Here is a 14,460-nt window from a genome sequence, read left to right as displayed (position 1 = left end):
TCTTCGCGGGCTTGCCCGCTCCCACAGGTACTGCACAAAGCTCAAGGGTTGTGCAGTACCTGTGGGAGCGGGCAAGCCCGCGAAGAAGACGACGCGGAATCAGCGCTTGTCGCGGCGCTTCTTCTCGGCCTTCTTGTGGTGCGACATCAGGCGGCGCTTCTTGTTGACCTGGCGATCAGTGAGGGTGTTCTTCTTGCCCTCGTACGGGTTCTCACCGCCCTTGTACTCGATGCGGATCGGCGTACCGACCAGCTTCAGCACACGCCGGTAGGTGTTCTCCAGGTAACGCGAGTACGACTTAGGAATCTTGTCGGTCTGGTTGCCGTGGATCACGATCAGCGGCGGGTTGGCACCACCAAGGTGGGCATAGCGCAGCTTGATGCGGCGACCGTTGACCAGCGGCGGTTGGTGCTCGCTCACGGCATCTTCGAGGATCTGCGTCAGGCGGCTGGTCGGCCAGCGGGTTACCGCCGACTTGAACGCGGCCTGCACCGACTTGTACAGGTGGCCCACGCCGGTGCCGTGCAGGGCGGAGATGAAGTGGATGTCGGCGAAATCGACGAAGAACAGCCGGCGCTCCAGCTCGGTCTTCACGTAGTCACGCTCGCCCGGCTCCATGCCGTCCCACTTGTTCAGGGCGATGACGATGGCACGGCCAGCTTCCAGGGCGAAGCCCAGCAGGTTCAGGTCGTGATCCACCACGCCTTCGCGGGCGTCCATGACGAAGATCACCACGTTGGCGTCCTTGATCGCCTGCAGCGTCTTCACCACCGAGAACTTCTCGACTTCCTCGTGGATCTTGCCGCGCTTGCGCACGCCGGCGGTGTCGATGAAGGTGTACTTCTCGTCATCGCGCTCGAACGGGATGTAGATACTGTCGCGGGTGGTGCCCGGCTGGTCGTACACCACCACGCGCTCTTCGCCGAGCATGCGGTTGACCAGGGTCGACTTGCCGACGTTGGGGCGGCCGATGATGGCGATCTTGATGCCATCCTTCTCGCTCGGGCCCGGGATGCGCACCGCTTCCTCGCCTTCGGCGACTTCGGCGTCCAGCGCTTCCTCGACCTGGTCGCGCGGCAGGTGGCCGAGCACGGCCTCCATCAGCGCGTTGATGCCGCGGCCCTGGGAGCCGGCCACCGGGATGGCGTTGCCCATGCCCAGCGGCGAGAATTCAGCGCGTGCCACATCGGCATCGATGTTGTCGATCTTGTTGGCAACCAGGATCGCTTCCTTGTTCCGCTTGCGCAGGTGCTCGGCGATCATCTGGTCGGCAGCGGTCATGCCGGCACGGGCATCGACCAGAAACAGCACATAGTCGGCTTCTTCGATGGCCATGAGCGACTGCTCGGCCATTTTCTCGTCCATGCCCACTTCGTCACCGGTGATACCGCCGGTGTCGATCAGGATGAAGGAACGACCCTGCCAGGTGGCATCACCGTACTGGCGGTCACGGGTCAGGCCCGACAGGTCACCAACGATGGCATCGCGGGTCTTGGTCAGGCGGTTGAACATGGTGGATTTGCCGACGTTTGGGCGGCCCACCAGGGCGATTACGGGAACCATTCGGCTCTCCACTCTTGAATTCTTGAAAATGCAAAGGCCGCTGCAAGGCAGCGGCCGGAGTTCGGGCGGCGTGTCCTACGCCGCGGCTTGAAGCCCGCCAAGGCTTCAAGCATAGCTTCAGCGGATGGTCAGTGCCTCGAGCTTGCCGCTGTTGCCGAAGACGTAGATGGTGTCGCCGACCACAAGTGGGCGGGCACGCAGGCCATCACTGTCGATACGCTCACGGCCGACGAAGCGGCCATCGACCTGGCTCAGCAGGTGCAGGTAACCCTCGAAGTCGCCCACCGCCACGTAGCTGGAGAACACTTCAGGCGCGGTCAGCTGGCGGCGAGCCATGGTGTCGTTGGTCCACAGGGCGCTGGACGAGCGCTCGTCGACGCTTTCGACAGTACCGGAAGCTTCGCTGACATAGACGTTACCGTAGCCCTGGGCGACGCCCACGTAGCTGGAGGCATCACGCTGCCACAGCACGCGGCCGCTTTCCAGGTCCAGGCCCGCGACGCGGCCCTGGTAAGTGCTGACGTACAGGGTACCACCCGACAGCAGCAGGCCGCCGTCGATATCGACCACGCGGTCCAGCTCGGAACGGCCCTGCGGGATTGCCACACGGCTTTCCCACACCGGTACGCCGTTGTTGATGTCCACCGCCACCACCTTGCCGGTGGACAGGCCGGCGACGGCCAGGCGGTTGGTGGCGATCGGCGCGCCGGTGCCACGCAGGGTCAGCACGGCCGGGGTGTTTTCGTAGATCCAGCGACGGTCGCCAGTAGCGGCATCCAGGCCGATCAGGCGGTCGTCCTGGGTCTGCACCACCACCACGTCACCGTTGTTGGCAGGTGGGGCCAGTACTTCGCTGGTCACGCGGGAGCGCCAGCGCTCCTCACCGGTGCTGGAGTCCAGGGCGATGACTTCACCCTTGAGGGTGCCGATCATGACCAGGCCATAGCCCACACCGACAGCGCCGGATACCGGCAACTCGAGGTCCTTCTTCCACACCACGTCGCCGGTGATACGGTCGAGGGCAAAGACTTCGCCGTTGACGTCGGAGGCGTAGATACGGTCGTTCTCGATGGCAGGTACGAGGGTGTTGTAGGTCTCGCCCTGGCCGTCACCGATCGAACGGCTCCACTGCTTTTTCAGCACCACTTCCTCGGTGAACTTGGTCAGCTCGGCCGGAGGCAGTTCCTTCTTGCTGTTGCTGCTGCAACCTGCGGCCAGTACGGCCAGGGTCAGCACTGCTGCATGTTTCCAACCGATCACTTACGCGTCCCCTTTGGCCAAGTCATCCAGCTTCAATTGCAGGCCACCGACCGCCGCCTCATCGGACAACGCAGCCTTGGCTTTCTCGTAAGCGCTGTGCGCGTCGTCGGCGCGACCCAGTTGCACCAGCAGGTCACCTTTCAACTCTTCGCGGCTGGCCAGGAAGGCTTTGTCGGCGTCGCCGTCGAGCAACTTGAGGGCATCCTCGGCCTTGTTCTGGGCGGCCAGCACACGAGCCAGGCGCTGACGCGAAATCTCGCCCAGGGTGGCATCGGCCGGCTTGTCCAGCACGCTCTTCAACTCGGCAGCAGCGTCGTCGAGCTTGCCGGTCTCGACCGCGACCTTGGCCACGAACAGGCTGCCGTACTGGGCGTAGGCGGTACCGCCGAACTCGCTCTTGAGCTTGCCGGCCAGTTCCGCGACCTTGGTCGCGTCAGGCTGGCCAGTCGGCGTCAGGCTGGTCTCCAGCAAGGCCTGGTACAGCTGCGAGGCACCTTGCGACTGATTGTTCTGGTACTTGTGCCAGGTATTCCAGCCCAACACCACCACGCCAGCCAGCAGGGCACCGGTCAGCAGCGGCTTGCCGTTGCGGTTCCACCAGTCCTTGACCCCTGCCAGTTCATCATCGGTACTCGACACCCCAATACTCCTTTTCGCCTATTCGCTTGTTGAACCGCGTTACGCCTGCGCGATCGCGGTTTCCAGGTGCTCAGCCAGAGCATCCCAGGCAATGTTCTGTTGTTCGCCCTGACCACGCAGGGGCTTGAAGCCGATCTCTTGCTTGGCCAGTTCGTCGTCACCGAGGATCAGGGCGAACAGCGCGCCGCTCTTGTCGGCTTTCTTGAACTGGCTCTTGAAGCTGCCACCGCCGGCGTTGACTGCCAGGCGCAGGCCCGGCAAGCGGTCACGCAGGCTTTCGGACAGGCGCAGGCCGGCCAGCTCCGCCTGTTCGCCAAAGGCGCACAGGTAGACGTCGATCTGGCGGCTGATGGACTCGGGCACCTTGCCCAGGGTTTCCAGCAGCAGGATCAGGCGCTCGATGCCCATGGCGAAACCGACGCCCGGGGTCGGCTTGCCGCCCATCTGTTCGACCAGGCCGTCATAACGGCCGCCCGCGCAGACAGTGCCCTGGGCGCCGAGCTTGTCGGTGACCCACTCGAACACGGTCTTGCTGTAGTAGTCCAGGCCACGCACCAGCTTGGTGTTGATCACGAACGGGATGCCGGCAGCGTCCAGGCGGGCCTTGAGGCCCTCGAAGTGCACGCGCGACTCTTCGTCCAGGTAGTCTTCCAGCTTCGGCGCGCCGACCAGCACCGCCTGGGTATTCTGGTCCTTGCTGTCGAGAATGCGCAGCGGGTTGCTCTTCAGGCGGCGCTGGCTGTCTTCGTCCAGTTGCTCCAGGCGCGCCGAGAGGAACTCGACCAGCGCATCACGGTAGCGTGCACGTGCTTCGCTGGTGCCCAGGCTGTTGAGCTCCAGCTTGACCGCGTCCTGGATGCCCAGCAGGCCCCACAGGCGCCAGGTCAGCATGATCAGCTCGGCGTCGATGTCCGGGCCATCCAGGTTGAACACTTCCACGCCAATCTGGTGGAACTGGCGGTAGCGGCCCTTCTGCGGGCGCTCGTGGCGGAACATCTGGCCGATGTACCACAGTTTCTGCACCTGGCCGTTGCCGGTGATGCCATGCTCGAGTACGGCACGCACGCAGGCGGCAGTACCTTCGGGGCGCAGGGTCAGCGAGTCGCCGTTGCGGTCCTCGAAGGTGTACATCTCTTTTTCGACGATGTCGGTCACTTCACCGATGGAGCGCTTGAACAGCTCGGTGAACTCGACGATCGGCGTGCGGATCTGGCTGTACCCGTAGGTGTCCAGCAGGCCGGCCACGGTGCCTTCGAAGTAGCGCCACAGTGGCGACTGTTCTGGCAGGATGTCGTTCATGCCACGGATGGCTTGCAGCGATTTGCTCACGAAAAGTCCTTACGAATTCTGTGTGTCAGCCACGGACGATCAGCGCCGCGTCGGCTTCGGCCTTTTCGGCCGCTTTCTGGCGGATGAGCTTTTCCAGCTCATCGACCAGGTTGTCGTTGGTCAGCTTCTGCGCCGGCTTGCCGTCGATGTAGATCAGGTTCGGCGTGCCGCCGGTCAGCCCCACATGGGCCTCCTTGGCTTCGCCCGGGCCGTTGACCACGCAACCGATCACCGCCACGTCCAGCGGCACCAGCAGGTCTTCCAGACGCCCTTCCAGCTCGTTCATGGTCTTGACCACATCGAAGTTCTGCCGCGAGCAGCTCGGGCAGGCGATGAAGTTGATGCCACGCGAGCGCAGGTGCAGCGACTTGAGGATGTCGTAGCCGACTTTCACTTCTTCGACCGGGTCGGCCGCCAGCGAGATACGGATGGTATCGCCAATGCCTTCGGCCAGCAGCATACCGAGGCCGACAGCGGATTTCACCGTCCCCGAACGCAGGCCACCGGCTTCGGTGATGCCCAGATGCAGCGGCTGCACGATCTGTTTGGCCAGCAGGCGGTAGGCTTCGACGGCCATGAACACATCGGATGCCTTGACGCTGACCTTGAAGTCCTGGAAATCCAGGCGGTCGAGGTGCTCGACATGGCGCAGGGCCGACTCGACCAGCGCCGCCGGGGTCGGTTCGCCGTACTTCTTCTGCAGGTCCTTTTCCAGGGAGCCGGCGTTGACGCCGATACGGATCGGGATGCCCCGGTCGCGGGCGGCATCGACCACCGCGCGTACACGGTCTTCACGGCCGATGTTGCCCGGGTTGATACGCAGGCAGTCGACGCCCAGTTCGGCCACGCGCAGGGCGATTTTGTAGTCGAAGTGGATGTCGGCAACCAGCGGCACGCTGACCTGCTGCTTGATGCGGCCGAACGCCTCTGCAGCGTCCATGTCCGGCACCGAGACGCGCACGATGTCCACGCCGGCATCGACCAGGCGCTGGATTTGCGCCACGGTGGCGGCCACATCGTTGGTGTCGGTGTTGGTCATGCTCTGCACCGCGATGGGGGCATCACCACCCACCGGTACATTGCCGACCCAGATTTTGCGGGATTCGCGACGTTTGATCGGAGATTCGCCGTGCATGATTACTGTCCCAACTTCAGGCGAGCGGTCTCGCCACTGGTGAACGGGGCAACATCGACGGCCTGGCCGTTGTAGCTGACCTGGGCGCCACGGGCAAAGCCCAGGCGTACCGAGAACGGCGGCTTGCCGGTCAGCTCGAGGTTGTCCCCCTTGCGCTTGATGGCGCTGAACAGCACCTTGCCGTTGCCGTCGGTGACCTGGGTCCAGCAATCGGCGACGAACTGGATGGCGACCTTGGCACTGCCAGCCGGCACTGCGGCGGCGGCAGGCTCGGCAGCGGCCACGGCCGCTACAGGTGTAGCAGGTGCAACAGCCGTCGGGGCCGGGGCAACCGGTGCTACCGGCGCAGGCGCGGCAGCAGGTGCGCTGGCGATCGCTGGCACAGGCGCCTGCTGGGCCGGTGTCGGTACTACGGCAGCGGTATCGGCAGGTGCCGGGCTTGCCGGTGCCGGTACGGCGGCAGGCTGCTCGGCTGCGCCCTGCTCAAGCGGCAGCGGCGCACTCTCAGGCTGCTGGCCAGCGGAAACAGCCTGGTCTTCAGGCTCATCGAGCGGGTGAATCTGGGTGGTGCCGTCGGCGCTTTCGACTTCGACGTGCTCCAGGGCAATCTTGGCCAGCTCCTTGCCACGCAGGCTGCCCTGGTCCTGCCACCAGACGAAGCCGCCGCCGACCACTGCCACCAGCAGCAGCAGGCTGACGCCACGCAGAATGTTGTGCGACAGGCGCACGGGCTCTTCGATACGGCCCAGCGAGTGCACGTCGCTGCCTTTGGCGTGGGTGCCGGTGTAACGGTCGAAGGCGTCCACCAGGGCAGCCTGGTCCAGGTCCATCAGCTTGGCATAGGCGCGGATATAACCACGGGCGAAGGTATGCCCCGGCAGCTTGTCGAAGGCGCCGGTTTCCACGTGGTTCAACGAACTGACAGTGAGGTTGAGCTTGCGGGCCACCTCGGCTTGTGACCAGTCCCGGTTCTCACGGGCCTGACGCAAAAGCTCACCGGGGTTCTGGCCAGGCGCTACTGCTACTTCGGGATGCGCGGCTTTCATCGTTGCTCCGACAGGTATTGCTGATATTCCGGCGTACCGGGATAAAGTCGTTGTAATTGCTGGCCCAGCTCGGCCAGTGTGCCTTGCTCGTCGAATACCCTGGCAAGGCGGCTGCCCAGCAGCAGGCTACGGGCATCGTGGTCGCTCAACTGGCTGAAACGATCGTAGTAGTCCCGGGCCGGCACATAATGCCTGTTTTCGTAGGACAACTCAGCCATTTCCAGCAACGCTTTCGGCTGCCGCTGGTTGAGTTGCAGAGCTTTCAGCAGATACGCATGCGCCTGGTCGCGGCGCTCGAGTTTCAGGGCGGTCAGGCCCAGGTTCTCGTAAACGCGTGAGCGCTCAGGATACAGGGTATCGGCGCTGGCAAGGCGAAACATCTGCTCGGCCTCGGCAAATCGGCCCTGAGCATAAAGGAAACTGCCGTAATTGTTGCGAATTCGCGTGTCGCCGGCACGTGCCTTCAGCGCCTTGCGGAAGTGCGTTTCGGCCAGCGCAGGCTCGCCTTCGGCCTGAAAGACCAGCGCCAGGGCGGCGTGCGCATCGGCATCACCACCATCCAGGGCCAGGGCCTTGCCCAGCGGCGCCTTGGCCTGCTCGGTCAAACCCTGTTGCAAATAACCCAGCCCAAGCTGCACATAGGCCCGCCCCGCCTCTGCCCTGCCCTGGCGGCTGGCCAGGGGGTCGCCCGCGCCGCCCGACACGCAGCCGGCCAGCAGCGAAAGCGCAAGGATCGACAGCGCGGCGCGCAGGCTCATGGGCAAGGTCCCGGTCAGTGGCTGGCGGGGCTGTCTTGCAGCTCGGCGTCCGCGGACAGCTGGCGCACAGCGATGTAGCGCTCGCTGCGGCGGGTGCGGTCGTTGACCTGGCCGACCAGCTGACCACAGGCAGCGTCGATGTCATCACCCCGGGTGGTGCGGGTGGTGACGTTGAAGCCACCATGGTGCAACAGATCCTGGAAGCGGCGAATGGCGTTGTTGCTCGGCCGCTCGTAGCCCGAGTGCGGGAACGGGTTGAACGGGATCAGGTTGATCTTGCAGGGTACGTCGCGCAGCAGCTCGATCATTTGCGCAGCATGCTCAGGCTGGTCGTTGACGTCCTTGAGCAGGGTGTACTCGATGGTCAGCACGCGCTTGCCACCCAGGGTGGACATGTAGCCCATGCACGATTCCAGCAGCATCTTCAGCGGGTACTTCTTGTTGATCGGTACCAGCTTGTTGCGCAGTTCGTCGTTCGGTGCGTGCAGCGACAGGGCCAGCGACACGTCGATGTGCTTGGCCAGCTCGTCGATCATCGGCACCACGCCCGAGGTGGACAGGGTGACGCGACGCTTGGAAATGCCATAGCCCAGATCTTCCATCATGATCTTCATGGCGGCGATGACATTGTCGAAATTCAGCAGGGGTTCGCCCATGCCCATCATGACCACGTTGGTAATGGCGCGGTCGATCTTGGCCGGAACGGTCCCGAAGGATTTGTTGGCAAGCCACACCTGGCCGATCACTTCGGCGGCGGTGAGGTTGCTGTTGAAGCCTTGCTTGCCGGTGGAGCAGAAGCTGCAGTCCAGGGCACAGCCGGCTTGCGACGACACGCACAGGGTGCCGCGATCGTCGGTGGGGATGTAGACGGTCTCGACGCAGCTGCCGGAGGCAACGCGGACCACCCACTTGCGGGTACCGTCGGCGGAAATGTCTTCACTGACCACTTCCGGGCCCCGAATCTCGGCAACGGCCTCGAGCTTTTCGCGCAAGGCCTTGCCGACATTGGTCATGGCGGCGAAATCGTCGACGCCATAGTGGTGAATCCATTTCATGACCTGACCGGCACGAAAACGCTTCTCTCCGATCGACTCGAAGAATTTTTCCATTTCCTGCAGGGTCAGGCCCAACAGGTTGATCTTGCCAGTCATGTCACTCATGGAATCACCCAAGACCTGCTTCGCTTAGCGAATGCGGTCGCACAGCTCGGTAGCGGAGAAGAAGTAAGCGATTTCGCGGGCAGCCGAAGCTTCCGAGTCGGAACCGTGAACAGCGTTTTCGTCGATGGAAACGGCGAAGTCAGCACGGATGGTGCCGGCAGCAGCTTCTTTCGGGTTGGTGGCGCCCATCAGCTCGCGGTTGGCCAGAACGGCGTTTTCGCCTTCCAGAACCTGAACGATGACCGGGCCGGAGGTCATGAAGGCAACCAGGTCACCGAAGAAGCCGCGCTCTTTGTGTTCGGCGTAGAAGCCTTCGGCTTCGGCTTTGGACAGCTGCTTCATTTTCGAAGCGACGACGCGCAGGCCGGCTTTCTCGAAACGAGTGGTGATCTCGCCGATGACGTTCTTGGCAACGGCGTCAGGCTTGATGATGGAGAAAGTACGTTGAACAGCCATGGAAAACTCCAGAAAAATGAGTGTTGCGAAAAATTAAACCCGCGAATTATACGCGGGTTCCAGGGGATTGCCTAACCTGCAGGACGCGTTCAGTCGGCTTCTTCGATCCAGGCCGCCTGGATGGCCTCGAGCACTTTCTCACCGCCGCGTGACGGATCGTCGCTGAATTCTGGCAAGGCCAGCACCCAGCGGTGCAGATCGACGAAATTCACATAACGAGGATCGACTTCCGGCTTGCTTTCTGCAAGCTGGATGGCGATCTCAAGTACATCAATCCATTTCAGGCTCATGGGGTAAACCTCAGTGCGGCGCTTCGGCGGCGTGGTTGAGCGAATACTTGGGGATCTCGATGACCAGGTCCTGGTCAGCGACAACCACCTGGCAGCCGAGGCGCGATTGAGCCTCCAGGCCCCAGGCCTTGTCCAGCATGTCCTCTTCCAGTTCGTCGGCTTCTTCGAGCGAGTCGAAGCCCTTGCGCACGATGCAGTGGCAAGTGGTGCAGGCCTTGACGCCGCCGCAGGCGCTTTCCATCTCGATGTGATGGTCGTGGGCCAGTTCCAGGATGTTGGTCCCGGTCTCGACTTCCACGGTCAGCCCTTCGGGGCAGAACTTCTCGTGCGGCAGGAATGTCACCAGCGGCATCGGTTACTCCTCGATCTCATTCAGGTTGCGCCCGGCCAGTGCGGCTTTGACCGTCGAATCAAGGCGACGGGCGGCAAATGCGTCGGTCACCTGCGACAGACGCTTGGTCTGTTGCTCGATGGCTGCGCCATCGGTGCCGGCCAGCAAATCACGTAGTTCTTGCATCTGGAATTCGATGGCGTCGCGCTCGTCACTGCTGAGCAGGCGTTCGCCGTCGGCGTCCAGGGCGCCCTGTACCGCTTCGAGCAGGCGCTCGCCGTCCACCTGGTGCTCGCGCAGCTGGCGGGCCTGCTTGTCGGAACCTGCGTGTTCGAAGGAATCCTTGAGCATGCGGGCGATTTCGCCGTCGGTCAGGCCATAGGAGGGCTTGACCTGGATGCTGGCTTCCACGCCCGAGCCCAGCTCGCGTGCGGCGACGCTGAGCAGGCCATCGGCGTCGACCTGGAAGGTGACGCGAATTTTTGCCGCACCGGCGACCATGGCCGGGATGCCACGCAACTCGAAGCGCGCCAGCGAGCGGCAATCGCTGATCAGCTCGCGCTCGCCCTGCAGCACGTGGATCATCATGGCCGACTGGCCATCTTTATAGGTGGTGAACTCCTGGGCACGCGCCACCGGAATGGTGGTGTTGCGCGGGATCACCTTCTCCATCAGCCCGCCCATGGTCTCAAGGCCAAGCGACAGCGGGATGACATCCAATAGCAGCAGTTCGCCACCTTCGCGGCGGTTGCCGGCCAAGGTATCGGCCTGGATGGCGGCACCGATGGCCACCACCTGGTCGGGGTCGATCGAAGTCAGCGGGGTGCGGCCGAACAGGGCTCCGACGGCTTCACGCACACGCGGTACGCGGGTCGAACCACCAACCATGACCACGGCGCTGACTTCTTCCAGCTCGATACCGCTGTCACGCACGGCGCGGCGGCAGGCCTTGAGGCTGCGGGCGACCATGGGCTCGATCATGGCTTCGAAACCGGCGCGGCTCAACTCGCCCTGCCAGGTGCCATGGCTGACGCTGACCACGTCGGCGTCGGTCAGGGCTTCCTTGGCGGCGCAGGCGGTCTGCAACAGTGCGCGCTGGGTGGCCGGGTCCAGGTCGGATGACAGCCCGGCCTGCTCGATGATCCAGCCAGCGATGGCGTGGTCGAAGTCGTCACCGCCCAAGGCGGTATCGCCACCGGTGGCCAGCACTTCGAATACGCCGGCAGTCAGGCGCAGGATGGAAATGTCGAAGGTACCGCCGCCCAGGTCATAGATGGCCACCACGCCTTCGGCGTTCTGGTCCAGGCCATAGGCCACGGCAGCGGCGGTCGGCTCGTTGAGCAGGCGCAGCACGTTCAGGCCGGCCAGGCGCGCAGCGTCCTTGGTGGCCTGGCGCTGGGCATCGTCGAAATAGGCCGGCACGGTGATAACCGCGCCCACCAGCTCACCACCAAGGGTGGCTTCGGCACGCTCGCGCAGCACCTTGAGGATATCGGCGGACACTTCCACCGGGCTTTTCGGCCCCTGCACGGTGTCGATGAACGGCATGTGCGACTCACCGCCAACGAAGCGGTACGGCAGCTGCTCGCCCAGTTGCTTGACGTCGGCCAGGCCGCGCCCCATCAAGCGCTTGACCGACAGCACGGTGTTCAGCGGGTCGCTGGAAGCGGCATCGCGTGCAGCCTGCCCCACTTCGTTGCGCCCTTCGAGGTAGCGCACCGCGGACGGCAGAATGACATTGCCCTGCGCGTCGGGCAGGGGCTCGCTACGGCCGCTGCGCAGTGCGGCGACCAGGGAGTTGGTGGTACCCAGGTCAATCCCAACCGCCAGGCGGCGCTGATGCGGCTGAGGGCTTTGACCGGGTTCGGCAATCTGCAGTAGGGCCATGCTTATCTGAATACCTTAGGTGCTATCACGGGCAGCACCGGGTTAATCGTCGAGGCGCTCTTCCAGTTGGCGCACTTCTTGGGCGAGCTTGTCGAGGAACTGCATGCGGCGCATCAGGCGTTCGGCCTTGTCGCGCTCGCCTGGAGCGTCCCAGCAGGCGGCAAAGTCCTCGTTCAGCGTGTCCTGGGCGACCTTCAGGCGCTTCTTGAACACGGCCACGCCATCGAGGTCGGCTTCGTCCTGCAGTTCTTCGAGCTCTTCACGCCACTGCATCTGCTGCAACAGGAAGTCGGGGTCGTGGACCGTGACCTCCTGAGGCACTTCGTGGCCGCCGATGGCCAGCAGGTAGCGGGCGCGACGCGGCGCACTGCGCAGTGTCTGGTAGGCGTCGTTGAGGGCCGCGGACTTTTCCAGCGCCACGCGCTGCTCGCGCTCGGAGGCGTCGGCAAAGCGGTCGGGATGGACTTCGCGGGCCAGCTCGCGATAGCGAGTGGCCAGCTTGTCGAGATCCAGGCGGAAGCTTGGCTGGAGGTCAAACAATGCGAAATGACAAGGAGTACCCACAGCCAGCCTCAAACGTTGAAGCTTTCGCCGCAGCCACACTCACCGCGCACGTTGGGGTTGTTGAACTTGAAGCCTTCGTTCAACCCTTCCTTTACGAAGTCCAGTTCGGTGCCATCGAGGTAGACCAGGCTCTTGGGATCGATGATCACCTTGACGCCATGGTTCTCGAACACCTGGTCCTCGTCCGCCAGCTCGTCGACGAACTCCAGCACGTAGGCCAGGCCCGAGCAACCGGTGGTGCGCACGCCCAGGCGAATGCCTTCGCCCTTGCCGCGCCCTTCCAGGGAACGCCGCACGTGGTTGGCGGCGGCTTCTGTCATGCTGATAGCCATCAGGACTCCTTACCTCGCAACAGGCGACTTAGATCAAGCCTTTCTTCTGCTTGTAATCGCGAACGGCTGCCTTGATGGCATCTTCGGCGAGTACCGAGCAGTGGATCTTGACCGGCGGCAACGCCAGTTCTTCGGCCAGCTGGGTGTTCTTGATGGTTTCGGCTTCGTCCAGGGTCTTGCCCTTCATCCACTCGGTGGCGAGGGAGCTGGAAGCGATGGCCGAACCGCAGCCGTAGGTCTTGAACTTGGCGTCTTCGATCACGCCCTGCTCGTTGACCTTGATCTGCAGGCGCATCACGTCACCGCAGGCCGGGGCGCCGACCATGCCGGTACCGACGTCCGGGTCTTCGGCGTTCATCTTGCCGACGTTGCGCGGGTTTTCGTAGTGGTCGATGACCTTTTCACTGTATGCCATGGTGCAATTCCTTCCTCATCAGGGAGCCGCTCTTGCCGGCGACTGCTTAGTGGGCGGCCCACTCGATCTTGGAGATGTCAACGCCGTCTTTGTACATGTCCCACAGCGGCGACAGCTCACGCAGTTTGTTCACGGCCTCGCAGACTTTCTGCGCGGCGTAGTCGACTTCTTCTTCGGTGGTGAAGCGGCCGAAGGAGAAGCGGATCGAGCTGTGCGCCAGCTCGTCATTGCGGCCCAGGGCGCGCAATACGTAGGACGGCTCGAGCGACGCGGAGGTGCAGGCCGAACCGGACGATACGGCGATATCCTTCAGCGACATCAGCAGCGATTCGCCTTCGACGTAGTTGAAGCTCAGGTTCAGGTTGTGCGGTACGCGGGCAGTCTTGCTGCCGTTGACGTACAGCTCTTCAAGGTCCGAGACCTGCTTGAAGAAGCGGTCGCTCAGGGCCTTGATGCGTACGTTTTCCGCGGCCATTTCCTGTTTGGCGATGGCGAAGGCTTCGCCCATGCCGACAATCTGGTGGGTCGGCAGGGTGCCCGAACGCATGCCGCGCTCATGGCCACCGCCGTGAATGATGGCTTCCAGGCGTACACGAGGCTTGCGGCTGACGTACAGCGCGCCGATACCTTTCGGGCCGTAGACCTTGTGCGCCGAGAACGACATCAGGTCGACCTTCAGCTTTTGCAGGTCGATTTCGACCTTGCCGGCCGATTGCGCGGCGTCAACGTGGAACAGCACGCCGCGCGAGCGGGTCAGTTCACCGATGGCGGCGATATCGTTGATCGAGCCGACTTCGTTGTTCACGTGCATCAGCGAAACCAGGATGGTGTCGTCGCGCAGCGCCGCCTCGACCATGGCCGGGGTGACGATGCCGTCTTCGCCTGGCTCGAGGTAAGTAACTTCGAAACCTTCACGCTCCAGCTGGCGAGCGGTATCCAGGACCGCCTTGTGCTCGATCTTGGAGGTGATGATGTGCTTGCCCTTGGTCTGATAGAAGTGCGCGACGCCCTTGAGTGCGAGGTTGTCGGACTCGGTGGCACCGCTGGTCCAGACGATTTCGCGCGGATCGGCGTTGATCAGTTCGGCAACCTGGCGGCGACCATTCTCGACCGCTTCCTCGGCTTTCCAGCCAAAGACGTGGGAGCGCGAAGCCGGGTTACCGAAGTTCCCGTCGACCAGCAGGCAGTCGGCCATCTTCTGGGCCACGCGTGGGTCGACCGGGGTGGTCGCGGAGTAATCGAGGTAGATCGGCAACTTCATTTGTCTCTCCTATCAGGCGGTGGCGTCGCTCGTC

The 14,460-nt window shown here is 63.4% G+C and carries 16 protein-coding genes; all 16 read right to left on the bottom strand.

Going from position 1 to position 14,460, the window contains the following annotated elements; all coding sequences use genetic code 11:
* Positions 1-99: 99 nt before the first annotated feature.
* Complete coding sequence (gene der, locus ACLCGK_RS22030; RefSeq protein ID WP_013971029.1) at positions 100-1,563, bottom strand: ribosome biogenesis GTPase Der; 1,464 nt, start codon at positions 1,561-1,563, stop codon at positions 100-102.
* Between the two features lie 117 nt (positions 1,564-1,680).
* Positions 1,681-2,823, bottom strand: a complete 1,143-nt coding sequence (gene bamB, locus ACLCGK_RS22025; protein ID WP_013971028.1) for an outer membrane protein assembly factor BamB — start codon at positions 2,821-2,823, stop codon at positions 1,681-1,683.
* A complete protein-coding gene (locus ACLCGK_RS22020) occupies positions 2,824-3,462 on the bottom strand; it encodes a tetratricopeptide repeat protein (RefSeq protein ID WP_015269019.1) in 639 nt (212 codons plus the stop codon).
* 39 nt (positions 3,463-3,501) lie between these two features.
* Positions 3,502-4,791: a histidine--tRNA ligase gene (gene hisS, locus ACLCGK_RS22015; RefSeq protein ID WP_123085210.1), complete on the bottom strand. Its 1,290-nt coding sequence runs from the start codon at positions 4,789-4,791 to the stop codon at positions 3,502-3,504.
* A gap of 25 nt (positions 4,792-4,816) precedes the next feature.
* Complete coding sequence (gene ispG, locus ACLCGK_RS22010; protein ID WP_003257869.1) at positions 4,817-5,926, bottom strand: flavodoxin-dependent (E)-4-hydroxy-3-methylbut-2-enyl-diphosphate synthase; 1,110 nt, start codon at positions 5,924-5,926, stop codon at positions 4,817-4,819.
* 2 nt (positions 5,927-5,928) lie between these two features.
* On the bottom strand, positions 5,929-6,972 hold the full coding sequence (locus tag ACLCGK_RS22005) for a RodZ domain-containing protein (protein ID WP_410952904.1): 1,044 nt from the start codon (positions 6,970-6,972) through the stop codon (positions 5,929-5,931).
* Positions 6,969-7,730: a type IV pilus biogenesis/stability protein PilW gene (pilW, locus tag ACLCGK_RS22000; protein WP_410952903.1), complete on the bottom strand. Its 762-nt coding sequence runs from the start codon at positions 7,728-7,730 to the stop codon at positions 6,969-6,971. The genes ACLCGK_RS22005 and pilW overlap by 4 nt, the downstream gene beginning before the upstream one ends.
* A gap of 14 nt (positions 7,731-7,744) precedes the next feature.
* Positions 7,745-8,890, bottom strand: coding sequence for a 23S rRNA (adenine(2503)-C(2))-methyltransferase RlmN (gene rlmN, locus ACLCGK_RS21995; RefSeq protein WP_013971022.1), 1,146 nt, complete (start codon positions 8,888-8,890; stop codon positions 7,745-7,747).
* 24 nt (positions 8,891-8,914) lie between these two features.
* Positions 8,915-9,346, bottom strand: a complete 432-nt coding sequence (gene ndk / locus ACLCGK_RS21990) for a nucleoside-diphosphate kinase (RefSeq protein WP_013971021.1) — start codon at positions 9,344-9,346, stop codon at positions 8,915-8,917.
* An 89-nt stretch (positions 9,347-9,435) separates the two neighbouring features.
* Positions 9,436-9,636 (bottom strand): Fe-S cluster assembly protein IscX, encoded by a 201-nt coding sequence (iscX, locus tag ACLCGK_RS21985; protein ID WP_003257859.1) that lies wholly within the window; start codon positions 9,634-9,636, stop codon positions 9,436-9,438.
* A gap of 10 nt (positions 9,637-9,646) precedes the next feature.
* The gene (gene fdx, locus ACLCGK_RS21980; RefSeq protein WP_013971020.1) at positions 9,647-9,988 is read right to left on the bottom strand and encodes an ISC system 2Fe-2S type ferredoxin; all 342 of its coding nucleotides are present in this window, start codon (positions 9,986-9,988) and stop codon (positions 9,647-9,649) included.
* A gap of 3 nt (positions 9,989-9,991) precedes the next feature.
* On the bottom strand, positions 9,992-11,854 hold the full coding sequence (hscA, locus tag ACLCGK_RS21975) for a Fe-S protein assembly chaperone HscA (RefSeq protein WP_015269013.1): 1,863 nt from the start codon (positions 11,852-11,854) through the stop codon (positions 9,992-9,994).
* A 42-nt stretch (positions 11,855-11,896) separates the two neighbouring features.
* Entirely contained in the window at positions 11,897-12,418 is a 522-nt protein-coding gene (hscB, locus tag ACLCGK_RS21970) for a co-chaperone HscB (protein WP_015269012.1), read from the bottom strand.
* Positions 12,419-12,426: 8 nt separating this feature from the next.
* Positions 12,427-12,750 carry an iron-sulfur cluster assembly protein IscA gene (gene iscA, locus ACLCGK_RS21965; RefSeq protein WP_003257854.1) on the bottom strand — a complete coding sequence of 108 codons (324 nt, stop codon included), beginning with the start codon at positions 12,748-12,750 and terminating at the stop codon, positions 12,427-12,429.
* Between the two features lie 28 nt (positions 12,751-12,778).
* Positions 12,779-13,165: a Fe-S cluster assembly scaffold IscU gene (gene iscU / locus ACLCGK_RS21960; protein WP_003248539.1), complete on the bottom strand. Its 387-nt coding sequence runs from the start codon at positions 13,163-13,165 to the stop codon at positions 12,779-12,781.
* 46 nt (positions 13,166-13,211) lie between these two features.
* Positions 13,212-14,426 (bottom strand): IscS subfamily cysteine desulfurase, encoded by a 1,215-nt coding sequence (locus tag ACLCGK_RS21955; protein ID WP_013971017.1) that lies wholly within the window; start codon positions 14,424-14,426, stop codon positions 13,212-13,214.
* Positions 14,427-14,460: the final 34 nt, after the last annotated feature.

The organism is Pseudomonas sp. S1(2024) (assembly GCF_046557535.1).
Note: the sequence above shows the minus strand (reverse complement) of the source record. Positions and strands in the feature narration are given on the sequence as shown.

Coding starts and splice junctions, on each gene's coding strand:
- iscX (WP_003257859.1), bottom strand. CDS start 9,636: ATGAGCCTGAAATGGATTGATGTACTTGAGATCGCCATCCAGCTTGCA.
- iscA (WP_003257854.1), bottom strand. CDS start 12,750: ATGGCTATCAGCATGACAGAAGCCGCCGCCAACCACGTGCGGCGTTCC.
- iscU (WP_003248539.1), bottom strand. CDS start 13,165: ATGGCATACAGTGAAAAGGTCATCGACCACTACGAAAACCCGCGCAAC.
- der (WP_013971029.1), bottom strand. CDS start 1,563: ATGGTTCCCGTAATCGCCCTGGTGGGCCGCCCAAACGTCGGCAAATCC.
- hscA (WP_015269013.1), bottom strand. CDS start 11,854: ATGGCCCTACTGCAGATTGCCGAACCCGGTCAAAGCCCTCAGCCGCAT.
- ACLCGK_RS21955 (WP_013971017.1), bottom strand. CDS start 14,426: ATGAAGTTGCCGATCTACCTCGATTACTCCGCGACCACCCCGGTCGAC.
- ndk (WP_013971021.1), bottom strand. CDS start 9,346: ATGGCTGTTCAACGTACTTTCTCCATCATCAAGCCTGACGCCGTTGCC.
- pilW (WP_410952903.1), bottom strand. CDS start 7,730: ATGAGCCTGCGCGCCGCGCTGTCGATCCTTGCGCTTTCGCTGCTGGCC.
- ACLCGK_RS22005 (WP_410952904.1), bottom strand. CDS start 6,972: ATGAAAGCCGCGCATCCCGAAGTAGCAGTAGCGCCTGGCCAGAACCCC.
- fdx (WP_013971020.1), bottom strand. CDS start 9,988: ATGCCGCTGGTGACATTCCTGCCGCACGAGAAGTTCTGCCCCGAAGGG.
- ispG (WP_003257869.1), bottom strand. CDS start 5,926: ATGCACGGCGAATCTCCGATCAAACGTCGCGAATCCCGCAAAATCTGG.
- rlmN (WP_013971022.1), bottom strand. CDS start 8,890: ATGAGTGACATGACTGGCAAGATCAACCTGTTGGGCCTGACCCTGCAG.